A 20,423-nucleotide genomic window follows, 5' to 3' on the forward strand; every position below is an offset into this window, starting at 1 on the left:
AGGTACGATCGAGTGCATGGAGACACGACGGAAGGCGCCGATCGGCCGACCGAGAGGCTTCGACACCGACCAAGCCCTTGAACAGGCCATGCGGGTCTTCTGGGAACAGGGCTACGAGGGAGCCAGCCTCACCGACCTGACCAGCGCCATGGGCATCACCCGCACCAGCATGTACGCGGCCTTCGGCAACAAGGAGGACCTGTTCCGCAAGGCCCTGGAGCGCTACACCGAGGGCCCCGCCTCGTACGGAGCGCGTGCCTTGAAGGAGCCGACCGCCCGCCAGGTCGCCACCGCGTTCCTGAACGGCTCCGTCCGGGCCACCACACGCCCCTGCTGTCCCGCCGGATGCCTCGGCGTCCAAGGGTCCCTCGCCGCCGGCGACCCGGGACGCAACGCCCGCGACGACCTCGTCGCCTGGCGCAACGAGCACACCTCCCTCCTCCGCGACCGGCTCCGGCAAGCCGTCGAGGAAGGCGACCTGCCTCCGGGCACCGACCCCGACCTGCTCGCCCGTTACCTCATGACCGTGGCAAACGGCATCGCCGTTCAAGCCGCCAGCGGCGCCACTCGCAACGACCTCCAGCAGGTGGCCGACATGGCCCTGCGAAGCTGGCCACCAGCCACGGGCCCCACTCAGCCGAGCGGCTGAGTCGGCGCTGCCCGCTCCGTCGGCTCGGGCCGTGCCGGCGCCTCGATCCAACTCGCATCCTGCGACCAACTCTCCGCAACGATCAACCTTCGTTGTGACGGAACAGGACGGTGCGGATGGCTTCCGCGCCTGCTGAGCGAAGGCGCCCAGCAGGTGCGGGTTGGCCGAGGGCGAGAAGGTCAGCGCTGCCCGCCTACCCGGTGGAGGTCGGGCTCGAGAGATCGACCACGGGGACCTGGACCACATCTCGCCCTATCTGACCGAGCACATCAACCGGTTCGGCGAGTACAGCACCCACGAACTCGGCATCGAGCCGGAGGCGTACGAGACCCAGCTGGATGTGGACTTCACTCAGCTGCGCGCGGAAGCTGCTCCCGCGGAAGGGTTCGGCCAGGCCGCCCTAGGGCGTGTATCGAAAGTATTCCTGGAGCGGCTGTTGGGTCGCTTCGCTATGGTGCGGCCATGGCGAACTACGTGCTGGTTGCAGGTGCGCGGCTCGGATCGTGGGCGTGGGATGAGGTGGTGCCGCATCTGAAAGCGGCCGGCCACGGCGTCTACCCGCTGACGCTGTCCGGTCTCGCCGAGAAGCAAGGTGTGCCGGCCGGGCAGCAGACCCACGTTCAGGACATCGTTGACGAGGTCGAGCGTCAGGATCTGCGCGACGTCGTCCTGGTAGGTCACAGTTACTCGGGCATCCCAGTCGGTCAGGCCGCCGAGCGGGTCGGCGACCGGCTGGCGGGCGTGGTCTTCGTCGACTCCAGTGTTCCGGCCGATGGCGAACCGTTCGTCTCCTCCTGGCCGGACGGCGGGGGGATGGTGAGGGCATCGATCGCCGAGAACGGGGGATTTTGGCCGGTCGCGCCTGCGGCCCACTTCGAGGGCCACGGTCTCACCGATGAGCAGATCGCACGGATCGTTCGCGGCTCGACGCCGCACCCGGGCGCCACGCTGACCGAACCCGCCGTGCTGGAACGGCCGCTCAGCGACCTCCCGGCGACGTACATCAAGTGCACGCTCGGTGACCCCGAGCCGAGCGACGACGTGGCAAAGCTACTGGTCAGCGAGCACTGGCGGCTGATCGAGATGGACACCGGCCACTGGCCGATGTTCTCCCAGCCGCGCGAACTGGCGCAGATCCTCCTCGGCACAGTCGGGGAGTGACCGCAGTTCCACGCTTGCGGACTCTTTGTCGGCGTGTATCACGAGCGCTGGTCACAGCCATTCGTTGATGGCCGCGACGAGGACGGTCGCCTCGTAGCGGACCGCCAACTTGTCGTATCGCGTGGCGACGGCTCGGTGCCTTTTAAGGCGGTTGATGCCGCACTCGACCGCGTGGCGCTCGCGGTAGTCAACCGGGTCGAAACGTGGCGGCCGACCGCCACGGGAGCCGAGCTTCCTGCGGTTACGGGCCTGGTCGACCTTGTCGGGGATGGTGCAGCGGATCCCCCGGCGGCGCAGGTAGGAGCGGTTCCTGCGCGAGGCGTACGCCTTGTCAGCGCGCACTCGATTGGGACGGACGCGCGGCCGACCCGCCCCGATGCGGGGCACGCGGACCTTCTTGAGCACCGGTTTGAACTACTGCGGCGAGTCCCCACGCCGCCCTGCCGTCACCACGATCGACATGGGCTTCTGACCCTGCTCGACAGCCAGGTGCAGCTTGGTGGTGAACCCACCGCGCGAGCGTCCCAGGCCGTGATCACCGGGCTCGGTGAAGACACCGCCCGGCGGTTCCTTCTGCAGGTCACCCTGCTTCCGGGCTCCGGCAGCATGCTGGTGGGCTCGACACACAGTGGAATCGACGCTCAGGTCCCACGTGATCGCACCCCTCGCGTCGGCCAGGGACTGGAGGCAGGCGAGAACCCTGTGCCAGGTGCCGTCCCGCTGCCATCGGCGGAACAGGTCGTAGATCCGGCCCCACGGACCGTACTCGACGGGTACGTCCCTCCACGGAACCCCTGTCCGAACCCGGAACCGTATGCCGTCGATCAGCTGCCGTCGGGGCCAGACAGGCGGCCGCCCCGCCTTCGTCCCCTTCGGCAACAACGGCTCCAACACCGCCCACTGTTCGTCCGTGAGATCCCCCCGTGCCATGAACCGTGATCATTCACAGCTCAAGATCCACTTTCGATACACGGCCTAGCTGGTACGCGGGGGCGTGCCTGGGGCAAGGCAGTCAGGCTATGCAGCCTGACTGTGCCCAACCCAACCGCGAACCGGACAAAGTCCAGGCCCCAGCCTCTCGCCAGGCTCACGAGAGGCTTGCCCAAGACGGGTGCTGGAGCTGGTCATTTCTGTCGCAGTGATGCGGCGGCGGTGATGAGTGCGGTGACGTGGTCGCGGTGGTCATGTTCCCGGCGGGCGATGACGATCTGGCTCGGGCCTGCGTCGGTAACGGGAACGCACACGATGCCCGGGGGTGCGGGCGTGATGAGCGAGCGGGGGACGACGGCGATGACGCGGCCGATCCTGACCAGCGCGATGAGCGCGGCGGCATCGGCGATCTCGGGGCCGTTCCCGTCGTCGGGAACACCTGGCCACCGAGGGAAGACCTCGTCGTCGAGATCGTCCAGGATGATGCTGTCGCGGGCGGCGAGCCGGTGTCCTTCCGGGAGGACGGCCACGCGGTCCTCGACGTGGAGGGTCTCGGCGGCGAGTCCGGTGAGGTCGTCGAAGGGGGCGTAAAGCAGGGCCGCGTCGGCGCGTCCGTCGTGGAGATGGTCGGTCCGGTCGGTGGCGCCGCTGAAGAGGATGTCGACCTGCCGGGCACGGGGGTGTTGGGCGTAGGCGGCGAGGATTCCGGAGAGCAGGTTCGCGTCCCCGCCGGGTTTGATGACGAACCTGAGTGGTTCGTCGCTGGCAGCGCGCTGTGTGTTCTGGATGGCGATCGTCATCGCGTTCAGCGCATGCCGGCCGTGTTCGAGCAGAGCGGCGCCGGCGGGTGTCAGTGCGACGCTGCGGCTCGTGCGGTCGAACAACTGCACCCGGAGCCGTGACTCGATGCGTTGGATGGTCTTGGACAGCGCGGGCTGCGCGATGGAGAGCCTGGCGGCAGCGCGGCCGAAGTGCAGTTCCTCGGCGACGGCGACGAAGTACCGCAGCTCCCTCACCTCCAACAGATCCATTCCTCTAGGTTATCGAACAAGGCGAGATGGGTCTTGGACGTGACCGCCGGGCGGGTGGTCGGATGGGAGAATGATCAACCACACAATGTTCGTTCAGTTCACCGAACCGATTCCCGACGCCGACCTGGACCAGTACCTGGCCGATGTCGAAAAGGCGACGAAGAACACCGGCTCGCTCCTGACGTTCGCCGCGCAGCGCCACATCCGGGTCCCGGGCGAGGAGCAGATCCCGGCGTTCATCGCCACCGTCGTCATCCAGCTCGGCGTCACCGACCTGGAGACGCTGGGGGCTCTGTTCGTCTCGCCGGAGGTCGAAGCGGTGTTCGACACGTGGCGTACCCGCTACCCGTACAAGGCGGCGTGGGCGAACCACGAGACGCTGGCGTGAGCGACTTCACCGGTAGGGTCGGCCTGGTCACAGGGTCCGGCAGCGGGATCGGACGCGCGATCGCGTCCGGTCTCGGCCGCCGTGGCGCGGCGGTGGCGGTCCTCGACCTGGACGAGGCCGCAGCGCACGAGACCGCCGAGGCGATCACCGCGGCAGGCGGCCGCGCGATCGCCGTCCCGGTTGACATCGCCGACGAGGGCGCCGCCGTCGTACACTCCGATCCGCTCGCACCCGCGCAGCGCCGCACGCCGCCGCGCGCGTTCGTCGTCCGAGTCCTTCACGTGGAAGACCGGGTCGGTGAGGTCGAGTGCCTGGTCGAGGCGTGCTCCGGGGACGGGGCGCAGTTCACGGGGTCACCGGTCTCACGGAACGGTACTGCGGGTCCGGGTGCGGTCTGCGGGCTTTGACTCCGCGCGGTGTCCGAGCGGCCAGTCGGTCGCGCCGGCGGGCGGGCCTGCCCCACCGCTGCGGGCGACCCCGGTCGAGGGACGCGACTCAGCCGGTCCGTCGTACCGTCGGGTCGGGCAGCATGACCCGCTTCGCGCCGTCGCGGCGGGCTATCCGCTTCTTGTCGGCGTCCGACCCGTACCGCCGGTCGAGTTCGCTCGACGCGCGTGCCCAGTCGGCGAGGCTGTGGATCGAGTGTGTCTGCTCCCGCACGTACGGGTCGTTGCGCCACTCCAGCGCCCGGCTCCACAGCACCTCGACCGGCTCGTCGAGCAGGCTGCCGACCTTCGCCTCGTACGCGCCGTGCGCGCGCAGCGAGCCGTCCGGCTCGATCGTGGCGATCTCGGCGCCCCGGTCGTACAGCGGGGAGTTGGGCAGGAAGAAGCGGGCGTCGGTGACGGTGACGCGGACGCCGTTGACGGCGCGGGCGGCGAGCCGGGACTCGGCCTCGACCAGGCCGACGAGTTCGTCGTCGGACAGCAGTTCGTGTTCGACGAACCCCGACTCCTGGGCGACACCGATCGGCATCGCCGCGCCGAACGTAATGGAGTCGAGTCCGGGCAGCCGGGCCGACGCCTCGGCCACGAAATCGTCGATGCCGGGCAGGCCGCTGCGGGTCACCGTGTAGTCGACTACGAGACACAGCAGACGGCGTGAGAGCCGACGCGACCGCCGAACCGATGGACGGGAGAGCAGCCGGATGGCGCGACAGGCCCCAACCGTATTCGACCCGATAGGCCCCTCCACCGCGGACGGCGGCGCCGAACTGCTGGCGTGGCTCCGGAAGATGCGGGACGAGAACCCCGTGTGGCGGGCCGACAACGACACGTACCACGTCTTCCGGTACGCGGACGTTCAGCAGGTCCTCTCCGACCCGGCCTCGTTCTCCTCGGACACCGCCCTGCTGGTGCCTGAGATCGACCGACTGAGCCGGGGTCTCCTGCCGCGCATGGACCCGCCCAGGCACAGGGCGCTGCGGCGGCTGGCCAACCAGGCGTTCACGTCGAAGACAGTGACCGCCCTGGAGCCCCGGATCGCCCGGGCGGCCCACGAGCTGCTGGACGAGGCGCCGCTGCCGGAGTTCGACCTCATCGAGACGCTCGCCTACCCGCTGCCGGTCGTGGTCGTCGCCGAGCTGCTCGGTCTCGACCCCGCCGACCGCGCCCGGTTCCGGGACTGGGCGAACCGGCTGATCGTGGCACAGGTGGGGGACAAGGCCGGTGTCGAGGTGGCCGTCATGACGGAGCGGGCCAACCGGGAGCTGAAGAACCACCTGCGCGGATTCCTCGTCGAACGCCGGGTGTCCCCGGGGACCGACCTGCTCAGCAGGCTGGCCGGGGCCACGGTGGACGGCACGCGCCTGACGGACGACGAGGCGGCGAACATGGCGGTCCTGCTGCTGTCCGCCGGGCACGTCACCACCACGTCGCTGCTGGGCCACCTCTTCGTGTGTTTCGCGGACGACCCGGGGCTGGCCGCCCGGCTGCGGGCCGAGCGGGGCTTGATCCCGGCCGCGCTGGAGGAGGTGCTGCGGCTGCGCTCGCCGATCATCTACGTACGGCGGGTCACCAGGCGCGATGTGACGGTCGGCGGCCACACCATTCCGGCGAACCGGATGGTCACGGTCTGGCTGCTGGCGGCCAACCACGACGAGCGGAAGTTCCCCGAACCCGAACGCGTGGTCTTGAACAGGACGGGTGGCGGCCAGGCCGCGTTCGGCCACGGCATCCACTTTTGTCTCGGCGCACCGCTGGGGAGGGTGGAGACACGGATCGCGCTGAACGCGCTCTTCGACCGGTTCGAGGACTTGAGGGTCACCCCGGGGGCACACATCCCGTTCTACGACAAGTCCGACATCTATGGCATGCGAGTCCTGCCGCTCACCGCTCGGCGGGCCCGGTGACCGTGCCCGCCGACGCGCTGCGCCTGAGAGCCGCCACGGCGGCCGACCACCGTTTCCTCGCCGACATGCTGCTCGTGGCCCTGAACTGGAACCGGGACCGTGCGGCCTTCCACCTGGCCGATATCGACCTGGAGCCGATGTTCGCCCGCTACATCGAGGGCTGGCCCCGGCTGGGCGACCAGGGAGCCGTCGCGGAGAGCTCGGGCGAGCCGGTCGGCGCCGTCTGGGTCCGGCTCTTCGGCAGCGCGGAGCCAGGCTTCGGTTTCGTCTCCGCGGACGTCCCGGAGTTGAGCATCGGCGTGCGTGACGGCCTGCGTGGCAGGGGGATCGGGTCGGCGCTGATGGAACGCATCCACCGGGACGCCGGGGCGGCCGGGGCGCGTCGGATCAGCCTGAGCGTGGAGCCCGGCAACCGGGCAATGGCGCTCTACGAAAAGCTCGGTTATCGGGTCGCCGTCACCAGGTTCGACATGGTCACCATGGTCAAGGATCTGCGCTGACATCGTTGGTGTGTTGGATGCATGTATCAGTACTTATATAAGCGCTGATACGGTTCGCGCATGGCCGACCCACACGTACCGGATCCGACGCACCAGAGTCTCTGGGGGCCCCTGCGTCTGCTCCAGGCATCTCTGGACGCCGACATCGCCCGCGTCTACTCCGAGCAGCGGATCGACGGGCTCAAGCCCAGCTTCGTCATGGAACTGCTCCGGCTCCACGCCAGCGGCCCGATGACCATCACGGAGTTGGCCGACTCGGTCAATCGGACGCATTCGGCGCTCAGTCAGAAGGTCTCCGCGATGCGCGCGGCCGGCTGGGTCGAGACCGTCGCGGGCGACGACGCGCGCAGCAAGACGGTGACGCTCACCGACAAGGCCGGCCAAGTCGTGGGCCGCCTGGCGGCCGAATGGCGCGCCACCGAAGCCGTACTCGCCGACCTCGAAGCCGAGATCCCCTACCCACTCTCGCGGGTCGTCGCCGACGTCGAGCGGGCGCTGGCGCGCAGGAGCCTTTACGACAGGATCACCGAGAAACTGACGGAGGACCCCGAATGGGGCTGCGGCGCACACTGATCGACGTAACCCCGTTGCGGTCGTCACGGGCCTTCCGGCGGTTGTGGTTCGGCCAGACCCTGTCCGAATTCGGCAGCCAGATGACCTTCGTCGCCGTGATGTTCCAGGTCTGGGAGATGACCGAGAGCGCGGCGTGGACGGGCGCCGTCGGCCTGGCGCAGGCCCTGCCGCTCGTCGCGCTCGGACTCTGGGCCGGATCGCTCGTCGACCGCGTGGACCGCCGGAAGTTCTACCTGCTGACGGTCAGTGGGCAGGCCGTATGCTCGCTCCTGCTCGCACTTCAGGGAATCCTCGGGTACCTGCCCGTGGCCGGCGTGCTGGGGCTGATCGCGCTCCAGTCCTGCTTCGTCGCGGGCGGCGGCCCGGCCTCGCGCACCTTCATCCCGTACCTGCTGCCCGACCACCAACTGGCCGCGGGACTCGCGCTGCGGCGCATCTCCTTCCAGAGCGCCATGCTGATCGGCCCCGTGCTCGGCGGTCTGATCGTGGGCGGACTGGGCGTCGGAGGCTGCTACTTGATCGACGCCCTCACCTTCGTCGCCGCGCTCTACGGTGCGTTCGGCCTGCCGCCGATGGCGCCAGGGGAGGAGTCCGCACGGCCTGGTCTGCACGGAGTCATCGACGGGCTGGCCTTCCTGGTCCGCACCCCCGTCATCCGCGGAGCCCTGCTGACCGACCTGGCCACCACGGTGCTGTCAATGCCCATCAGCCTGTTCCCCCTGATCAACGAGGAACGCTTCGGCGGCAATCCGGGCACCCTCGGGCTGTTCCTGACGGCCATCGCCGTCGGCGGCGTGACGGCCTCCCTCCTTTCCGGGGCCTTCACCCGGTTCCCCCGCCCCGGCCTGGTGATGCTCGGCGGATCCGCTGCCTGGGGCGCGGCGCTGACGCTGTTCGGCCTGGCGTCCAACCGCTGGGTAGGCCTGGCCCTGCTGGCCGTGGCCGGTGCGGCCGACACCATCTCCGTCGTGTCCCGGAGCACCGTGGTCCAGATGCACACCCCCCAGCACTTGCTCGGCCGGGTCGGCGCCGCCGAACAGATAGTCGGGCACGCCGGACCCGACATCGGTAACATGCGCGGCGGCCTCGTCGCGGATGCCACGTCGGGGGCGGCGGCCGTCGTCAGCGGCGGCCTGCTGTGCCTGGGTGCCGTCGCCGCGGTGGGGGCCACCACGGCGGAGCTGCGCCGATCCTCCGTGAAGTCCCCGTCCGAGACCTCGGCATGAGCCTGCCATTGAGGGGTATGACGCCTGTCCGGTGGAGGACGCCGTCACCGTCACCGCAGCGGACCTCCTGGACCGCCCGGGGGAGCCGGGTAACGCCCGGATCATGAAGATCGCGGACTTCACCGCCCTCAAGGAACCACTGTCCCACTGGCGCGACCAACCGCCGAGGGCCCGCGCTGGTCCCGGCCCGTCGCCCGCGACTGGGCCGAGGAGCACCACAGGGCCCACGGACCGCAGGCGCTCCTGTCCGGCACGACCGTGTTCGGTTCCGCCGCTCGGTCTCGTTGCTGACCACAACCGCCTGACGACTCGCGGCCCTGGGCACCACGCTGGTCGAGGCGGTCATCGGAGGCCTCGCCGAAGACGTCGACCGGGCCGGGAAGGGGAACAGGGCCGGTGTCTCCCTCGGGGACATCGGGACCGACGTCGTCAAGCTCCTTGACTGGTACATCTTGCGGGCTCCAGGCTGGACGCCGGTGTTCTTCGGCGAGATTTGCCTGCTTGCCCGCTTGCGCCTCGGACTGGAGCCCAGGGACGTCGGTGACCTCCTGCGACGGTCCCTCCACCTCGACAGCGAGCTGGACGGCAAGGCTGTCGACGCCCTGCTGGCTCTGGCACTGCCCCCTCCGCCCAAGAGAGGAGCACCGCTGAACGTGAACGTGGGTGACCTGGCCGAGGACGGCGGCGGCGAGATGGCCGATGGCGCATTTGACCAGCGACCAGGTGCCCTCCTGCGGGTAGAGGCGGCGTAGCTGTCGGGCTGGGCATGCGGGCACCTCATTCACCACAAGCAGCGGTGTACCGGTGTCACGTGGTGCGCCAGGACTCCAGGCGTTGTGCGACGGCGCGCAGGTCGGCCTCCTGCGTGCGGACTGCCTGGGCGAGCTCGTACAGATCCTCGTCCTTGGGCTGGAGGGGCTGACCGGAGACGTGCATGTACTGGCTGGCGCAGGCCCAGCCGATGACCAGGTTGTAGTCGGCGAACGGGCGCAGCAGCAGCGCGGTGTGCAGAAACGTGGCGGCCCGGGAAGCGGTCTCCTCGTAGTACAGGACACCGCGCTCCCGCTCGAACTGATGCCGGTCGGCCATGAACCCCAAGGCACCCCAGTCCGCGATGGCGACGTTGAGCGGGGAGATCGCCGACTGGATCTGTAGGACCCAGCCGACGTCGACACGGACGATTGGGCTCACCGCTGTCCCTCGGGGAAGCGGGCCTGCACGCCGGGCAGGACACGGGCGGCTTCGGCGACCGCCCCCTCCACGAACGCCAGCCGGTCGGCTTCCTCCACCGTCACGTCATGCACGTGCTGCTTCAGGCTCCGGCCCGCTACGGCCGCCCGCGCACGCAGCCGCGCCATCTCGTCTTCGCTGAATTCCACATTGAGTGCAGGCATAGGACAATGGTACCGCTGTTGGTACCTAAGGCGGTACCTGCACGGTCTGGCGACCAGGTGGTGCGCTGCTGCGGGCGCGAGGCGGGGGGCGGCCCAGCCCGGGAACGCACGGTGGGCGGCATCGACGGCGGCGCAAGTGTCCTCTGGCGTTCCTTCACTTTCCGGCGCGGGGTCGCCTGAGAACGGCTGGCGGTGGTGGTCATCAGCGGGTACCTGCCTGGTGCACCTCGTCGGTTCGGGCACCGGTTCGGTCGGACTCTCCTCGGGCAGCGGCGAGGACGGCTTGGGCGGCGCGGATGCCGCTGCGCAGGGCGCCTTCCATGAGACCGGTGAATTCGGCTTCGGCGTACTCGCCGGCGAAGCTGACCGCACCGACCGCAGCCTCGAGCGCTGTCTGGTCTTCGACGGTGGTGCCTGGCGCGTGAGATGCGTACGCGCCGAGCGAGAACGGGTCATCGGACCAGGTGGAGAGCAACGGTTCCTGCTCGTTGAAGTCGAGGTCGTTGCGGATGTGCCGGGCGGCCCGTATCCACTGCTCCGGTCCGGCGTCGACGGCCATGGCGGCGAGGCCGTGCTCGCTGCCGGCGAAGCTGTTCATGACCGGTGCAACGGTGTCGTGCTCGTCGACGGCAGTCCAGGTCCAGAACCGGCCGGGTACCGACAGGACGGCGCTGGTGGACGGGGTGGAGCGCAGCGGCAAGTGGAGCTTGGCGGCGTGGCCCTGGCGCAGCCGGGCGAGCGCCTCGTCCCGGGCGTCGCTGGTGGGCACGTAGACGTGCCCACCGGTGAGGACCGTGAGCGGGAGGGCGACGACGACATGGTCGAAAAGGTGCTCACCACTGCTGGTGCGCACTACAGCAGCACCTCGTCCGTCGTCGATGTTCTCGACGGACCGGACGACTTCGCAGCAGTGCACCCGTTCGCCGAGGGCTCGGTACATCTCCACGGCGAGGCGCTGGTTGCCGCCGGCGACGCGGTAGCTCGGCAACGGCTCGAACGAGGCGACGTGGTCGAGCGCCTCGGCGGTGACCAGGTCGGCGGCGGTCGCGGCGGAAACCTCGATGCGGGCCCGGAGCGCCTGGTCGACGGCCATCGGGAGGTCGAGCAGTCGCAGGATCTCCTCCACCGATACCGGCCGCTCGAGCTCGCGGGCCAGGCTGGCGGCACGCTGCCCGGCGTGGGACAGGACTTCGGAGGTGACCTCGGGGGTCTCGGCGAGCTCGCGGACGTAGTAGCTCATGCCGGAGTCGACGAGCCTCAGCGAGTGCTGCTCGGCGAGGGCAGCGAAGGTGCTGTAGCCGTCGAGGATGAACTCGGCGCCGCGCTCGACAACGCAGTCGCGGCCGGCGACATCGAGGTGCTGGGACCAGACGCGGCCGCCGACGCGGCCGCGCGCCTCGAGGACAGTGACGTCGAGGCCGGCGTCGGCGAGCTTGGTGGCGGCTGCAAGGCCGGCGAACCCGGCACCGAGTACGGCCACGCGGCGAGGCGGGGTGTGGGTGGTCACGGAAGGTGCCTCCGGATGGGGTGCGCGGCTCAGTTGCCGGCGCTGGGCGTGGGCGTGCTGTCGACGGGGGGTGCGGGCACGCGGATGGCGCCGAGCAGCGCGACCGCGTTCATCTCGACCTGCATCCCCTCTGCCAGCAGCGTCACGCCCACGGCGGTGGAGGCCGGGTAGGGGGCGGTGAGGAACTCGGGGCGGACGATCGTGAAGCGTCCGTAATCGTCCGACTCGGTGACGTAGACGTTCATCGACACCACGTTGGTCAGGTCGGCACCGAAGGCACGCAGCACGGCCTCGACGTTGCGGAACGTCTGACGGACCTGGTCCTCGAAGGTGCCGTCGATGACGTTCCCGTGCTCGTTGTAGGGGCCGATGCCGCCGGTCGTGATGGTCTCGCCGACGCGGACGGCCTGCGCGTAGCCGACAGGCTCAGCCCATTCCCAGGGACCGTGGAGGCTCTCGATTTGTGGCATGCGAGGGGGTCCTTTGCGTGAGGGAGTGTACGGACGGCCTGGGTTGGAACGTCACCGAGCGTAGGTAGGCGGCTGCCCTGGGCTCTATGGTGCGAGAGTCAGTATTCTCACGCCGTTGTCGTACTCACGTACCAAACCCCTACACTGAGTAAGTGAGCGAACAACAGCTGCTGACGGTCGGCGATCTCCTCGGCATGCCTACGCTGGGGCAGCGTTTGTTGGCCGGCTCCCAGGGACTGGACCGCCCGGTGCTGTGGGCCCACAGCTGCGAGCTGCCCGACCCGTGGCGATGGCTAGGACCGGGCGAACTGCTGATGACGGTCGGGCTGTGCGTCCCCGAGGACCCCGAGACCCAGGTCGAGTTCATTCGCCGTCTGGCCGATGCCTCCCTGGCCGGGGTGACCATCGGTGACGACGACCCGGCACCCGCGCTGAGCCACCAGATGCTCACCGAGGCCGACCGGCTCGGGTTCCCGCTGCTACGAACATCGCTCGCGGTCCCTTTCGCGTCCTTGGGCCGCACGGTCGCCCTGGCTGGAAGCACACGTCAGGTGCAGCAGTTGCAGCTGCTCAGCCGCCTCTACCGGGTGTTGACGGGCCTGGAAACGACCTCCACCGAGGCGCTGGAGCGCATCGAGAGCGTCTTCGGCGCCCGGCTGGCCGTTGTGGACGTGGTGCACCATGGGGCGGTGCTGGAGGGTTCGCTGAAGGTGGCGACGGAGGTAGTCGTCGACCTGTGCGCCCGAGCCGCCGAGGCCAAGCTGCCCGTTGGCGCGAGTTTAACGGCCTCGTCGTCGGTGAAGGCGTGGCGGCTACCGACACAGCGACCCACGCTGCTCATGCTCGAGGACGGGCCGGTGGACCTGCTCGACGCCTTCCTCGTGGGGCACCTGCGCCAGGCCGTCACCGCTTCCGTGAACGGGGTGCTGGCCGATGCCGCGGCCCGAGCGGCGCGCGCCGAGCAGCTGTTTTCGGCCGTGCTCGTCGGTGACGTCGCCGTCGAAGTGGTCCGGGACGAGGCCGTGTACCTCGGACTGGAAGGGTCCAAGCTGGTCTCGTTCGCGGCAACCACCACCCGTGCAGACGACGCGGTCGCCGCGCTCGGCGCCAAGGGACTGCGGTTCCTGCCGCGCCGCACCCAAGGGCGTCTGGTGTGCTGTGTGCGCGAGGTTGACCTCGACGCCGCTCTGTCCACCGTCCGCTCGACCGTGGAGAGGGTCGGCATCTCGCTGGCGTTTGGGTCGTTGCAGCAGCTACGGCAGGCGCAACGTAACGCGCTGTGGGCGCTGAGCACCACCAGCGGCGGCACACCGATCGCGTCGTACGCCGACGTCCGCGGCTCCATCGTCCCGCGTGACGTCGGCGCGGCCACCGAGCTGTCCAACGCGGTCCTGGGTGCCCTGCTCGACGACAACGACCGATCCAGTCGGCTGCTGGAGACGCTGTCGGCCTACCTTGACAACAACCGCAGCTGGAAGGACACCGCCGAGGCGTTGGGTATCCACCGGCAGACGCTGGCGCACCGGCTGGGACGCATCGAGGAGCTCACGCAGCGCAACCTGAAGTCCTCAGCTGACATCGCGGCCCTGTGGGTAGCCGTCCGAGCCGTGCAGCACGCACGCGACGTCGAAGCCTGAGGCGCTGAGCCAGGAACGGCGCGGGACCGGCGTGAGGGCCGGCCCGCATCCCGCGGGCCGGCCCTCATGTAGTCGCGCTTCATAGCTGGTAGTACTGGACGGTCGGCGGTCAATCGCTGATGTAGAGCAGCCGCTTGTTGACGAACTCGTCCATGCCGAGCGGGCCGAGCTCGCGGCCGAACCCGGACCGCTTGACGCCGCCGAACGGCAGCTCGGCGCCCTCGCTGACCGGTGTGTTGACGTTGGCCATGCCGACCTCCAGCTCGGCTGCCACGGCGGTCGCACGAGCGACGTCGGTGGAGAACACCGCGCCCCCGAGGCCGTAGCGGCTGCTGTTGGCCAGGTCGAGAGCCTCCTGGTCGCTTGCGGCCTTGTAGACCACCGCGACAGGTCCGAACAGCTCCTCGCTGTAGGCGCGCATGCCCGGTGTGACGCCGGTCAGCACCGCGGGCGAGTAGTAGGCGTCCGGGCCCGGGGAGAGCTCTCCGCCGGTGTGCAGGGTGGCTCCCTTGGAGACAGCGTCCTGGACCTGCTCGTGCAGGGTCTCGGCTGCTGCCCGCGACGACATAGGTGCGTACGTGCCGTCCTTGGCCTCGGCCGGATCTCCGGGCTGAAGACCGCTGGCGTGCTCCACCAGGCCGGCGACGAAGTCGGCGAAGATGGGCTCGGCCACGATCATCCGTTTGTTGGAGTTGCACGCCTGGCCGGTGTTCTCCATGCGCGTCTCCCAGGCGGTGGTGGCGGCCTCGGCCACGTCGTCGGCGTCCAGGACGATGTAGGGGTCGGAGCCGCCGAGTTCGAGGACCGCCTTCTTCAGGTGCTTGCCGGCCAGCGCGCCGATGGCCGCACCGGCGCGCTCCGAACCGGTCACGGACACGCCCTGGACGCGGTCGTCGGCGATGATGTCGGCGACCTGGTTGTGGGAGGCGAACACGTTCTCGTACACGCCGGCCGGACACCGGCCTCGAGCATGAGGTCGCGGATGGCGAGTGCCGAATAGGGGCACGACTCGGCGTGCTTGAGCAGGATGGTGTTGCCCAGGACCAGGTTCGGGGCTGCGAACCTGGCCACCTGGTAGTAGGGGTAATTCCAGGGCATCACGCCGAGCAGCACCCCGACCGGGCGGCGCTGCACGACTGCGCGACCTCCGGAGAACGTCGGAATCGCCTGGTCGGCGGCCAGCCGCTCACCCTGCTCGGCGAAGTAGTGGAAGATGTCGGCGCTGAACTCGGCCTCACCGACCGCCTGGTCGTGCCGCTTGCCCATCTCGAGGGTGATGATGCCGGCCAGCTCTTCGACCCGTTCGGTGAACAGGTCGGCCAGCCGGGCCACGACGGCGGCACGCTCGGCGATGGGCCGCCGGCGCCACTTCTCGAACGCCGTGTGGGCGGCCGCGATGGCGTCTTGGATCTCGGTGTCGGTGGCGTGGGCGAAGTCTTCGATGACCTGCCCGGTGGCCGGGTTGAGGGCCCGGTAGCGGGCCTCGTCGGTGCTCATGCGGGGCTTTTCCTTTCAGCCGCATCACGCGGCCTCGGGGGGTGGGACGTCTGGTCAGACGTCGACGATCGGGTTCTCTCGGGCGCTGCTGGGTGCCTCGTGCTTCGGCGTGGCATCGGCGACCGGGCCGCCGTGGCGCCGTTGGTAGGCGCGGGCCGGGAAGTAGGCGAGCACGAAGAGGGCGAGGGCTGCGCCGAGGTAGACGTACGAGGCAGTCCCGTAGTCGAGGTACTGGAGGTACATCAGGTAGACCACGCTCGCCGTGAACGGCACGGCCAGCACGGCGAGTCCAACGGTGCCGCCCGGGATCTTCGCCGGGCGCGGCATCTCGGGGTTGCGCCGGCGCAGGATGACCAGCGCGGCAAGGTTCAGCAGCAGGAGCAGGTTGATGAAGAACACGTCGAGCGCGATCAGCGTGGTGAAGGCGCCCGCGCTGAACAGGGAGTAGATCACCGAGGACACGATGATGGCGACGAAGGGCGAGCCTGTCCGCTTGGTCTGGCGGGCAAATGCGGGCGAGATCCACCGGTCGCGGGAGAGCACGAACGGCGAACGCGAGCTGGTCATCAGCAGCGAGGAGTAGAGCCCGATGGCGCAGAACATGCCGCCGACGGTGACGAAGATCTGTAGCCACTTGCCGCCGAGCACCAGCGCGACGTCACCGAACGATCCGGGGACCCAGGTCTCCCAGCCGGGCACGGCCAGGGCGCCGAGGAGCGGGAGGGTGTAGGAGGCGACGATGACGATCATGGAGAGGGACATCGCCTTCGGAATGACGCGGGCGGGCTGCTCGATCTCCCCGGCGATCTGCGCCACCTGGTCGAATCCGCAGTAGCACCACATCGTGAAGGACAGCCCGACCGCCAGGGCGTCGGGGCCGCTCGTCCCGGCCGGCGTGAAGGGCGTCAGGGGGTCGATGCCGTTGGTGAAGACCTCCCAGATGCCCAGGATGGCGATGATGGCCAGTGGTGCGATGGCGAAGACGCTGAACAGCAGGGCGCTGTCGCCGACGCTCTTGGCGCCGCGGATGTTGAGCACCGCCAGCGGGAGCACGACCAGCAGGACACCGAGCGCCCAGTTGGCGTCGAGCGTGAACGGTCCCGCTTCGAGCAGCACGTACTTCCCCTCGGCGATGGAGGGGAACAAGGTGGCGAGGTAGCTGGCGAACAGGACCGGGTAGACGGCCATGTCAATCCAGCTGTTGACCCACCGCACGAGGCCGGCCTGGAAGGCCATGAAGCCGCCCATGGTGGCGAGCTCGGTGGTGATGGCGGCGATGGGGATGCCGTAGACCAGGGGCACGAGCAGAAGCAGCAGGATGCCGAGGCCAGGTCCGGTGGAGCTGATCATCTCCTCGAGCGAGTAGGCGCCACCGGAGACGTTGAAGAAGATGACGCCGACAAGGGGCAGGAAGGCGATCTGGCGTGTGAGCGAACCGCTCGGATGAATTTGGGACTCTGGCATCGTCAAAACCTCACGCTGCTGAGAAGGGGGAGGCCATTCCTCCGCTGAACCGGCACTGGATGCTCGTTGGGAAGTGCTCGGACGCGGGCCAGTGTGGGCCTCGCCACACCCCTGCCTGAATCGTCTCGCAGTACGAATTGAGAATGCATTTCGGTACCTCAGTCGACGAACTGAGGTTGGCGTCGCGCCCGAGGGAACACCGCTGCCGTACTCATACTTCAGCACGACGCGACATGAGCGAATCGTGCCATGACACTGTTCAGGTTCTTAGTGACGGCAGCCACACTGGTCTCTCGTTCGTTGTGCGGTGACGTACATCAGCACGTCGCACAACTCGCCCCCGAAGGAGGTATCACCGTGCAGAAGTACGACGCCATCGTCATCGGGGCCGGCCTGGCCGGTCTGTCCGCCGCACGCGACCTGGCCAACGGCGGGTCCGAGGTCGTGGTCCTTGAGGCCCGCGACCGGGTGGGTGGCCGCGTCGAGCAGATCGAGACCCCTGACGGCCGCAAGGTTCAACTCGGCGGAGAGATCGTCGGGACGTTCCACACCGCCTACAAGGAACTCGTTGCCGAGCTCGGCCTCACGATGGAGCCGACGTTCACCGCCAGCACCGGCGAGACCAGCTGGGTCCTCTCCGACGGCCGCCACACCGGTGACCCCCTGCCATGGATGAGCGCCTCGGACCGCCGCATCTACGACGACATCGAGCACCGGTTCTCCAAGCTCGCCGCCTCCGTAGACCCCGACGACCCGTGGAGTCACCCCTCCGCCGCCGCCCTGGACAGAATCTCCGTGGCCGTCTGGCTGCGCGGGGAGGGCGCCACCCCCGGCGTCATCCGCGCCCTGACCCTGTCGCAGCTCGCGCTGGCGGACGAGTCCATCGAGCGCACCTCGATGCTGGCCGACCTGCGCAGGGAGTCCGCAGCCGGCGCGGAAGGCTTCTACAACTACGACGTGTGGGAGAACGAACGCGTCCTCGAGGGCTCGGCCACCGTCGCGCTCACCATGGCCGAACAGCTCGGCGACCGCATCCGCTGTTCGAGCCCGGTCGGCGCCATCCGCATCTCTCCGGGCCGCTGCGAGGTCATGCTGACCACCGGCGAGGTCCTCACCGCTGCGAACGTCGTCTGCGCCGTACCGGCCGGGCCGCTGCGCGACATCTCCATCAGCGGCATCAGCGACACCAAGCTAGCCTCCCTGCACCGCCAGAAGTCCGCGCTGGCCGCGAAGTTCGTCGCCGTCTACGACCACTCCTTCTGGGAGGACGCCGGCCTCAACGGCGTCGCCTACATGGAGCACAACATCCTCGGCGGCGTCTGGGCGCAGAGCGCCGGCATCATGTCCGGCCTCGTCCCACCGCAGCGCATAGGCACCTACCTCGCCACGCCCCGCCAGCACCTCGGCCAGGCACTCATCGACGAAGTCGTCGACGCGTTCGGTGGCGCCGCCGCCACGCCCGCGAAGACCTACACCCGCAGCTGGGGCACCGACCCGTGGACCCAGGGATACGTCACCGCGTGGCGTCCCGGCGACGTCATGGGAGTCGGGCCCCTGCACGGCAAGAGCGAGCCGCCGTTCTACGTGTGCGGGTCCGACCAGTGGCTGTCCGGCCACATGGAAGGCGCCGTGCGCACTGGCCGCGGCGTCGCCCGCGAAATCCTTGCCTCACGCTGACAGCCCACCGTCGTCGCCAACACGCCCCAGGAACCGCCGTGCACTCGGACCTTCGGGCCGGGCGACGCGTTCACCATCGCCGCCGGCTGGCGCGGCGAGTACCGCGTCGACGAAACGCTGCTCAAGCAGTTCGCCTACTACGTCCCCTGAACGAACGCCCCCGTGCGCCCAGCGCACAGGTGAGCGGCCGGGCAGGGAGAGCGTGTCTGAAAGATCGTGTAAGCCCGTAGAGCGGCTGATGGACCGCGCCGCCGCATCAGGAACTGCGCTGCTGGGCGAGGGCGGGCTTTTGACCGAGGTCACCCGTGCGGTGCTGGAGCGGGCTCTGGATGCCGAAATGAGCGAGCACCTCGGCTATGAGAAGCACGCTCACGCCGAGGCTGGTGCCCAAGCACGCCAGGCGGCTGGCCGGGTCATCCGCTACAGCGTCGACGTCGACTGCGGTGGGCTCACCTTCTGCGACTGCACCGGTCTGTCCGCGTTGGTGGCCGTCGCCGGCGCGGCGAAAGTCCACGGCAGCCAGCTGCGGCTGCGTTCGGTTCCACACCCGCTGGCGAGATTGGTGCGGCTGACGCACGCCGGGCGGGTCTTCACTATCGAGTAGCGAGCAGGGGTGAGCCCGCCCATCCGGGGCGGGCTCACCGGTCGCCTACGACTTCAGCACGCACGACCTGGACGCCCCGTTCCCGGACATCGCCTTCGCCGTTCGTCGGCGCCCCGCAGACGGTGGCCGACGCCATCGAGCGGTGGTTCGACGCCAGGGCCTTCGACGGGATCGTCCTCGCCTTCCGCGTCGAGGACGAGCTCAACCTGTTCGTGGACGGCGTCGTCCCGATCCTTATGCCGCCGAGCAGTTGTACCGGTCATTTGGTGGTAGCTCCTGGAGCCACTGGAGCAGGGCGGCGGCGGGCGAGTCGGAGAGGCCGTCGAGGAGCGTGAGGGCTTCGGCGTGGTGCTGGCGGGCATGTTCGGACTGATCGTTGGCTGTTCGGCGCTCGGTGGTGCTCAGCGTTGTCGACGGTCGGCACGTCCCGGGCTGCCGCCGGACTCCGCAGGACCCATGATGGGCCTCGCCGGTCAGGTGAACTGGGCGGTAGCGCAGCGGCGTTTGAAGTGCATGTGACCCACTCAGGATCACCGAGACAAAGGATGGTTGTACCAGTGAGCGAACCTGGTGAAGGGGGAGTCCATGGGGTCCTCTTCGACTTCGCGGGGACACTGTTCGATGACACAGGGGTGCTCACGGCGCCACGGCTGGTGGCGAAGGCAGGCGACCGCGGTGTCAGGCTTGACGAGCAGGTGGCGGCGACGCTGATCCGCCGCACACTGGCGTACGTGGATGCGCCGGAGCGCGGCGCGGCGAAGGAAGGATGTGACCTGTCGCCCGATGCGCACCGGCGGATCTGGACCGGGCTGATCGCTGATGCTGGGCCGTTTGAGCCACCGCTGGTGGAGGCGCTCTACGACTGCCTGACCGACAACGACGCCTGGCTCCCGTATCCCGACACACTTCCGGTACTCGAGGCGCTCAGTGCCGCAGGCGTGCGCACGGGCGTGCTGAGCAATATCGGCTGGGATATCCGGCCGGTCTTCAAGCGCACCGGTGTGCTGGATCAGCTCAATGCGGTGGTGCTGTCTTGCGAGGTCGGGCTGGCGAAGCCCGACCCTGCCATCTTCGGCGTCGCCTGCGAGCGTCTGGGCCTTTCGGCCGGGCGGGTGCTGTTCGTCGGCGACGATCCGGTCAAGGACGGCGCGGCGGCGCGGGCCGGGTTGCCGGTGTACCTGCTGCCGAGCGAGCGTGACGTGCGCGTGTCCCGGGGGCTGACGGCGATCCTGCGGCTCGCCGACGCGGAGAACGGCCGCGAGACGGCCGCGCAGTGAGAAGCTGATTCTCATATCTAACGCCCGGCGGGATTCTTCGTAGGCTGACGCGCCGCTGGCCGGCTTATCCCTGCCGGGTGAGGTGTTC

18 protein-coding genes and 6 pseudogenes are annotated in these 20,423 nt (G+C 69.1%); 15 read left to right on the forward strand and 9 right to left on the reverse strand.

The features are described from left to right. Positions 1 to 16 precede the first annotated feature (16 nt). Entirely contained in the window at positions 17 to 649 is a 633-nt protein-coding gene (locus tag ACT2CW_RS35435) for a TetR/AcrR family transcriptional regulator (RefSeq protein WP_445519500.1), read from the forward strand. A gap of 462 nt (positions 650 to 1,111) precedes the next feature. Next, complete coding sequence (locus ACT2CW_RS35440) at positions 1,112 to 1,810, forward strand: alpha/beta fold hydrolase (RefSeq protein ID WP_445519501.1); 699 nt, start codon at positions 1,112 to 1,114, stop codon at positions 1,808 to 1,810. A gap of 51 nt (positions 1,811 to 1,861) precedes the next feature. Here the strand turns inward: ACT2CW_RS35440 and ACT2CW_RS35445 are convergent. After that, positions 1,862 to 2,740 (reverse strand): annotated as a pseudogene (locus tag ACT2CW_RS35445) (IS5 family transposase). A gap of 194 nt (positions 2,741 to 2,934) precedes the next feature. Continuing rightward, entirely contained in the window at positions 2,935 to 3,771 is an 837-nt protein-coding gene (locus tag ACT2CW_RS35450; RefSeq protein ID WP_445519502.1) for a LysR family transcriptional regulator, read from the reverse strand. Between the two features lie 70 nt (positions 3,772 to 3,841). Here ACT2CW_RS35450 and ACT2CW_RS35455 point away from each other — a divergent pair, with 70 nt between their 5' ends. Both ACT2CW_RS35455 and ACT2CW_RS35460 read left to right on the forward strand, forming a co-directional pair. Next, positions 3,842 to 4,159, forward strand: a complete 318-nt coding sequence (locus tag ACT2CW_RS35455) for a hypothetical protein (protein ID WP_445519503.1) — start codon at positions 3,842 to 3,844, stop codon at positions 4,157 to 4,159. Next, positions 4,156 to 4,362 (forward strand): annotated as a pseudogene (locus ACT2CW_RS35460) (SDR family NAD(P)-dependent oxidoreductase); the annotation flags it as partial. The gene ACT2CW_RS35455 and the pseudogene ACT2CW_RS35460, both read left to right, overlap by 4 nt. 292 nt (positions 4,363 to 4,654) lie before the next feature. On the opposite strand, the gene ACT2CW_RS35465 reads toward ACT2CW_RS35460, so the two are convergent. Beyond that, entirely contained in the window at positions 4,655 to 5,227 is a 573-nt protein-coding gene (locus ACT2CW_RS35465; RefSeq protein ID WP_445519504.1) for a hypothetical protein, read from the reverse strand. A gap of 79 nt (positions 5,228 to 5,306) precedes the next feature. Between ACT2CW_RS35465 and ACT2CW_RS35470 the strand changes: the two genes are divergently transcribed. From ACT2CW_RS35470 to ACT2CW_RS35490, 5 genes are all read left to right on the forward strand, one after another. Next, positions 5,307 to 6,509 carry a cytochrome P450 gene (locus ACT2CW_RS35470; protein WP_445519505.1) on the forward strand — a complete coding sequence of 401 codons (1,203 nt, stop codon included), beginning with the start codon at positions 5,307 to 5,309 and terminating at the stop codon, positions 6,507 to 6,509. Then, positions 6,506 to 7,009, forward strand: a complete 504-nt coding sequence (locus tag ACT2CW_RS35475; RefSeq protein ID WP_445519506.1) for a GNAT family N-acetyltransferase — start codon at positions 6,506 to 6,508, stop codon at positions 7,007 to 7,009. The genes ACT2CW_RS35470 and ACT2CW_RS35475 overlap by 4 nt, the downstream gene beginning before the upstream one ends. Positions 7,010 to 7,069: 60 nt before the next feature. Next, positions 7,070 to 7,582, forward strand: a complete 513-nt coding sequence (locus ACT2CW_RS35480; RefSeq protein ID WP_182471810.1) for a MarR family winged helix-turn-helix transcriptional regulator — start codon at positions 7,070 to 7,072, stop codon at positions 7,580 to 7,582. Next, a complete protein-coding gene (locus ACT2CW_RS35485; RefSeq protein WP_445519507.1) occupies positions 7,561 to 8,808 on the forward strand; it encodes an MFS transporter in 1,248 nt (415 codons plus the stop codon). The genes ACT2CW_RS35480 and ACT2CW_RS35485 overlap by 22 nt, the downstream gene beginning before the upstream one ends. 476 nt (positions 8,809 to 9,284) lie before the next feature. Next, entirely contained in the window at positions 9,285 to 9,560 is a 276-nt protein-coding gene (locus tag ACT2CW_RS35490) for a hypothetical protein (protein WP_445519508.1), read from the forward strand. 55 nt (positions 9,561 to 9,615) lie between these two features. Here ACT2CW_RS35490 and ACT2CW_RS35495 read toward each other — a convergent pair whose 3' ends face one another. From ACT2CW_RS35495 to ACT2CW_RS35510, 4 genes are all read right to left on the reverse strand, one after another. Next, positions 9,616 to 9,999: a hypothetical protein gene (locus ACT2CW_RS35495; RefSeq protein ID WP_445519509.1), complete on the reverse strand. Its 384-nt coding sequence runs from the start codon at positions 9,997 to 9,999 to the stop codon at positions 9,616 to 9,618. Further along, positions 9,996 to 10,202 (reverse strand): hypothetical protein, encoded by a 207-nt coding sequence (locus ACT2CW_RS35500; RefSeq protein ID WP_445519510.1) that lies wholly within the window; start codon positions 10,200 to 10,202, stop codon positions 9,996 to 9,998. The genes ACT2CW_RS35495 and ACT2CW_RS35500 overlap by 4 nt, the downstream gene beginning before the upstream one ends. Positions 10,203 to 10,404: 202 nt before the next feature. Beyond that, positions 10,405 to 11,709, reverse strand: coding sequence for a flavin monoamine oxidase family protein (locus ACT2CW_RS35505; protein WP_445519511.1), 1,305 nt, complete (start codon positions 11,707 to 11,709; stop codon positions 10,405 to 10,407). Between the two features lie 29 nt (positions 11,710 to 11,738). After that, on the reverse strand, positions 11,739 to 12,179 hold the full coding sequence (locus ACT2CW_RS35510; protein ID WP_445519512.1) for a RidA family protein: 441 nt from the start codon (positions 12,177 to 12,179) through the stop codon (positions 11,739 to 11,741). Positions 12,180 to 12,331: 152 nt separating this feature from the next. Here ACT2CW_RS35510 and ACT2CW_RS35515 point away from each other — a divergent pair, with 152 nt between their 5' ends. Further along, positions 12,332 to 13,816, forward strand: a complete 1,485-nt coding sequence (locus ACT2CW_RS35515; RefSeq protein ID WP_445519513.1) for a PucR family transcriptional regulator — start codon at positions 12,332 to 12,334, stop codon at positions 13,814 to 13,816. 109 nt (positions 13,817 to 13,925) lie between these two features. Here the strand turns inward: ACT2CW_RS35515 and ACT2CW_RS35520 are convergent. Together ACT2CW_RS35520 and ACT2CW_RS35525 are read right to left on the reverse strand one after the other, a co-directional pair. Beyond that, positions 13,926 to 15,313 (reverse strand): annotated as a pseudogene (locus ACT2CW_RS35520) (NAD-dependent succinate-semialdehyde dehydrogenase). A 54-nt stretch (positions 15,314 to 15,367) separates the two neighbouring features. After that, entirely contained in the window at positions 15,368 to 16,777 is a 1,410-nt protein-coding gene (locus ACT2CW_RS35525) for an APC family permease (protein ID WP_445519514.1), read from the reverse strand. Between the two features lie 357 nt (positions 16,778 to 17,134). Between ACT2CW_RS35525 and ACT2CW_RS35530 the strand changes: the two genes are divergently transcribed. The 5 genes and pseudogenes from ACT2CW_RS35530 (at position 17,135) to ACT2CW_RS35550 (ending at position 20,335) form a co-directional block, all read left to right on the forward strand. After that, on the forward strand, positions 17,135 to 18,454 hold the full coding sequence (locus ACT2CW_RS35530) for a flavin monoamine oxidase family protein (protein ID WP_445519515.1): 1,320 nt from the start codon (positions 17,135 to 17,137) through the stop codon (positions 18,452 to 18,454). Between the two features lie 202 nt (positions 18,455 to 18,656). After that, positions 18,657 to 18,842 (forward strand): annotated as a pseudogene (locus tag ACT2CW_RS35535) (transposase); the annotation flags it as partial. Between the two features lie 21 nt (positions 18,843 to 18,863). Next, a pseudogene (locus ACT2CW_RS35540) lies at positions 18,864 to 19,058 on the forward strand (STAS domain-containing protein); the annotation flags it as partial. Between the two features lie 95 nt (positions 19,059 to 19,153). Next, positions 19,154 to 19,294: pseudogene (locus ACT2CW_RS35545) on the forward strand (LLM class flavin-dependent oxidoreductase); the annotation flags it as partial. 321 nt (positions 19,295 to 19,615) lie between these two features. Next, complete coding sequence (locus tag ACT2CW_RS35550; protein ID WP_445519516.1) at positions 19,616 to 20,335, forward strand: HAD family hydrolase; 720 nt, start codon at positions 19,616 to 19,618, stop codon at positions 20,333 to 20,335. The last annotated feature ends 88 nt before the right edge of the window (positions 20,336 to 20,423 follow it).

The sequence above is a fragment of the Streptomyces sp. NEAU-174 genome, from assembly GCF_052665095.1.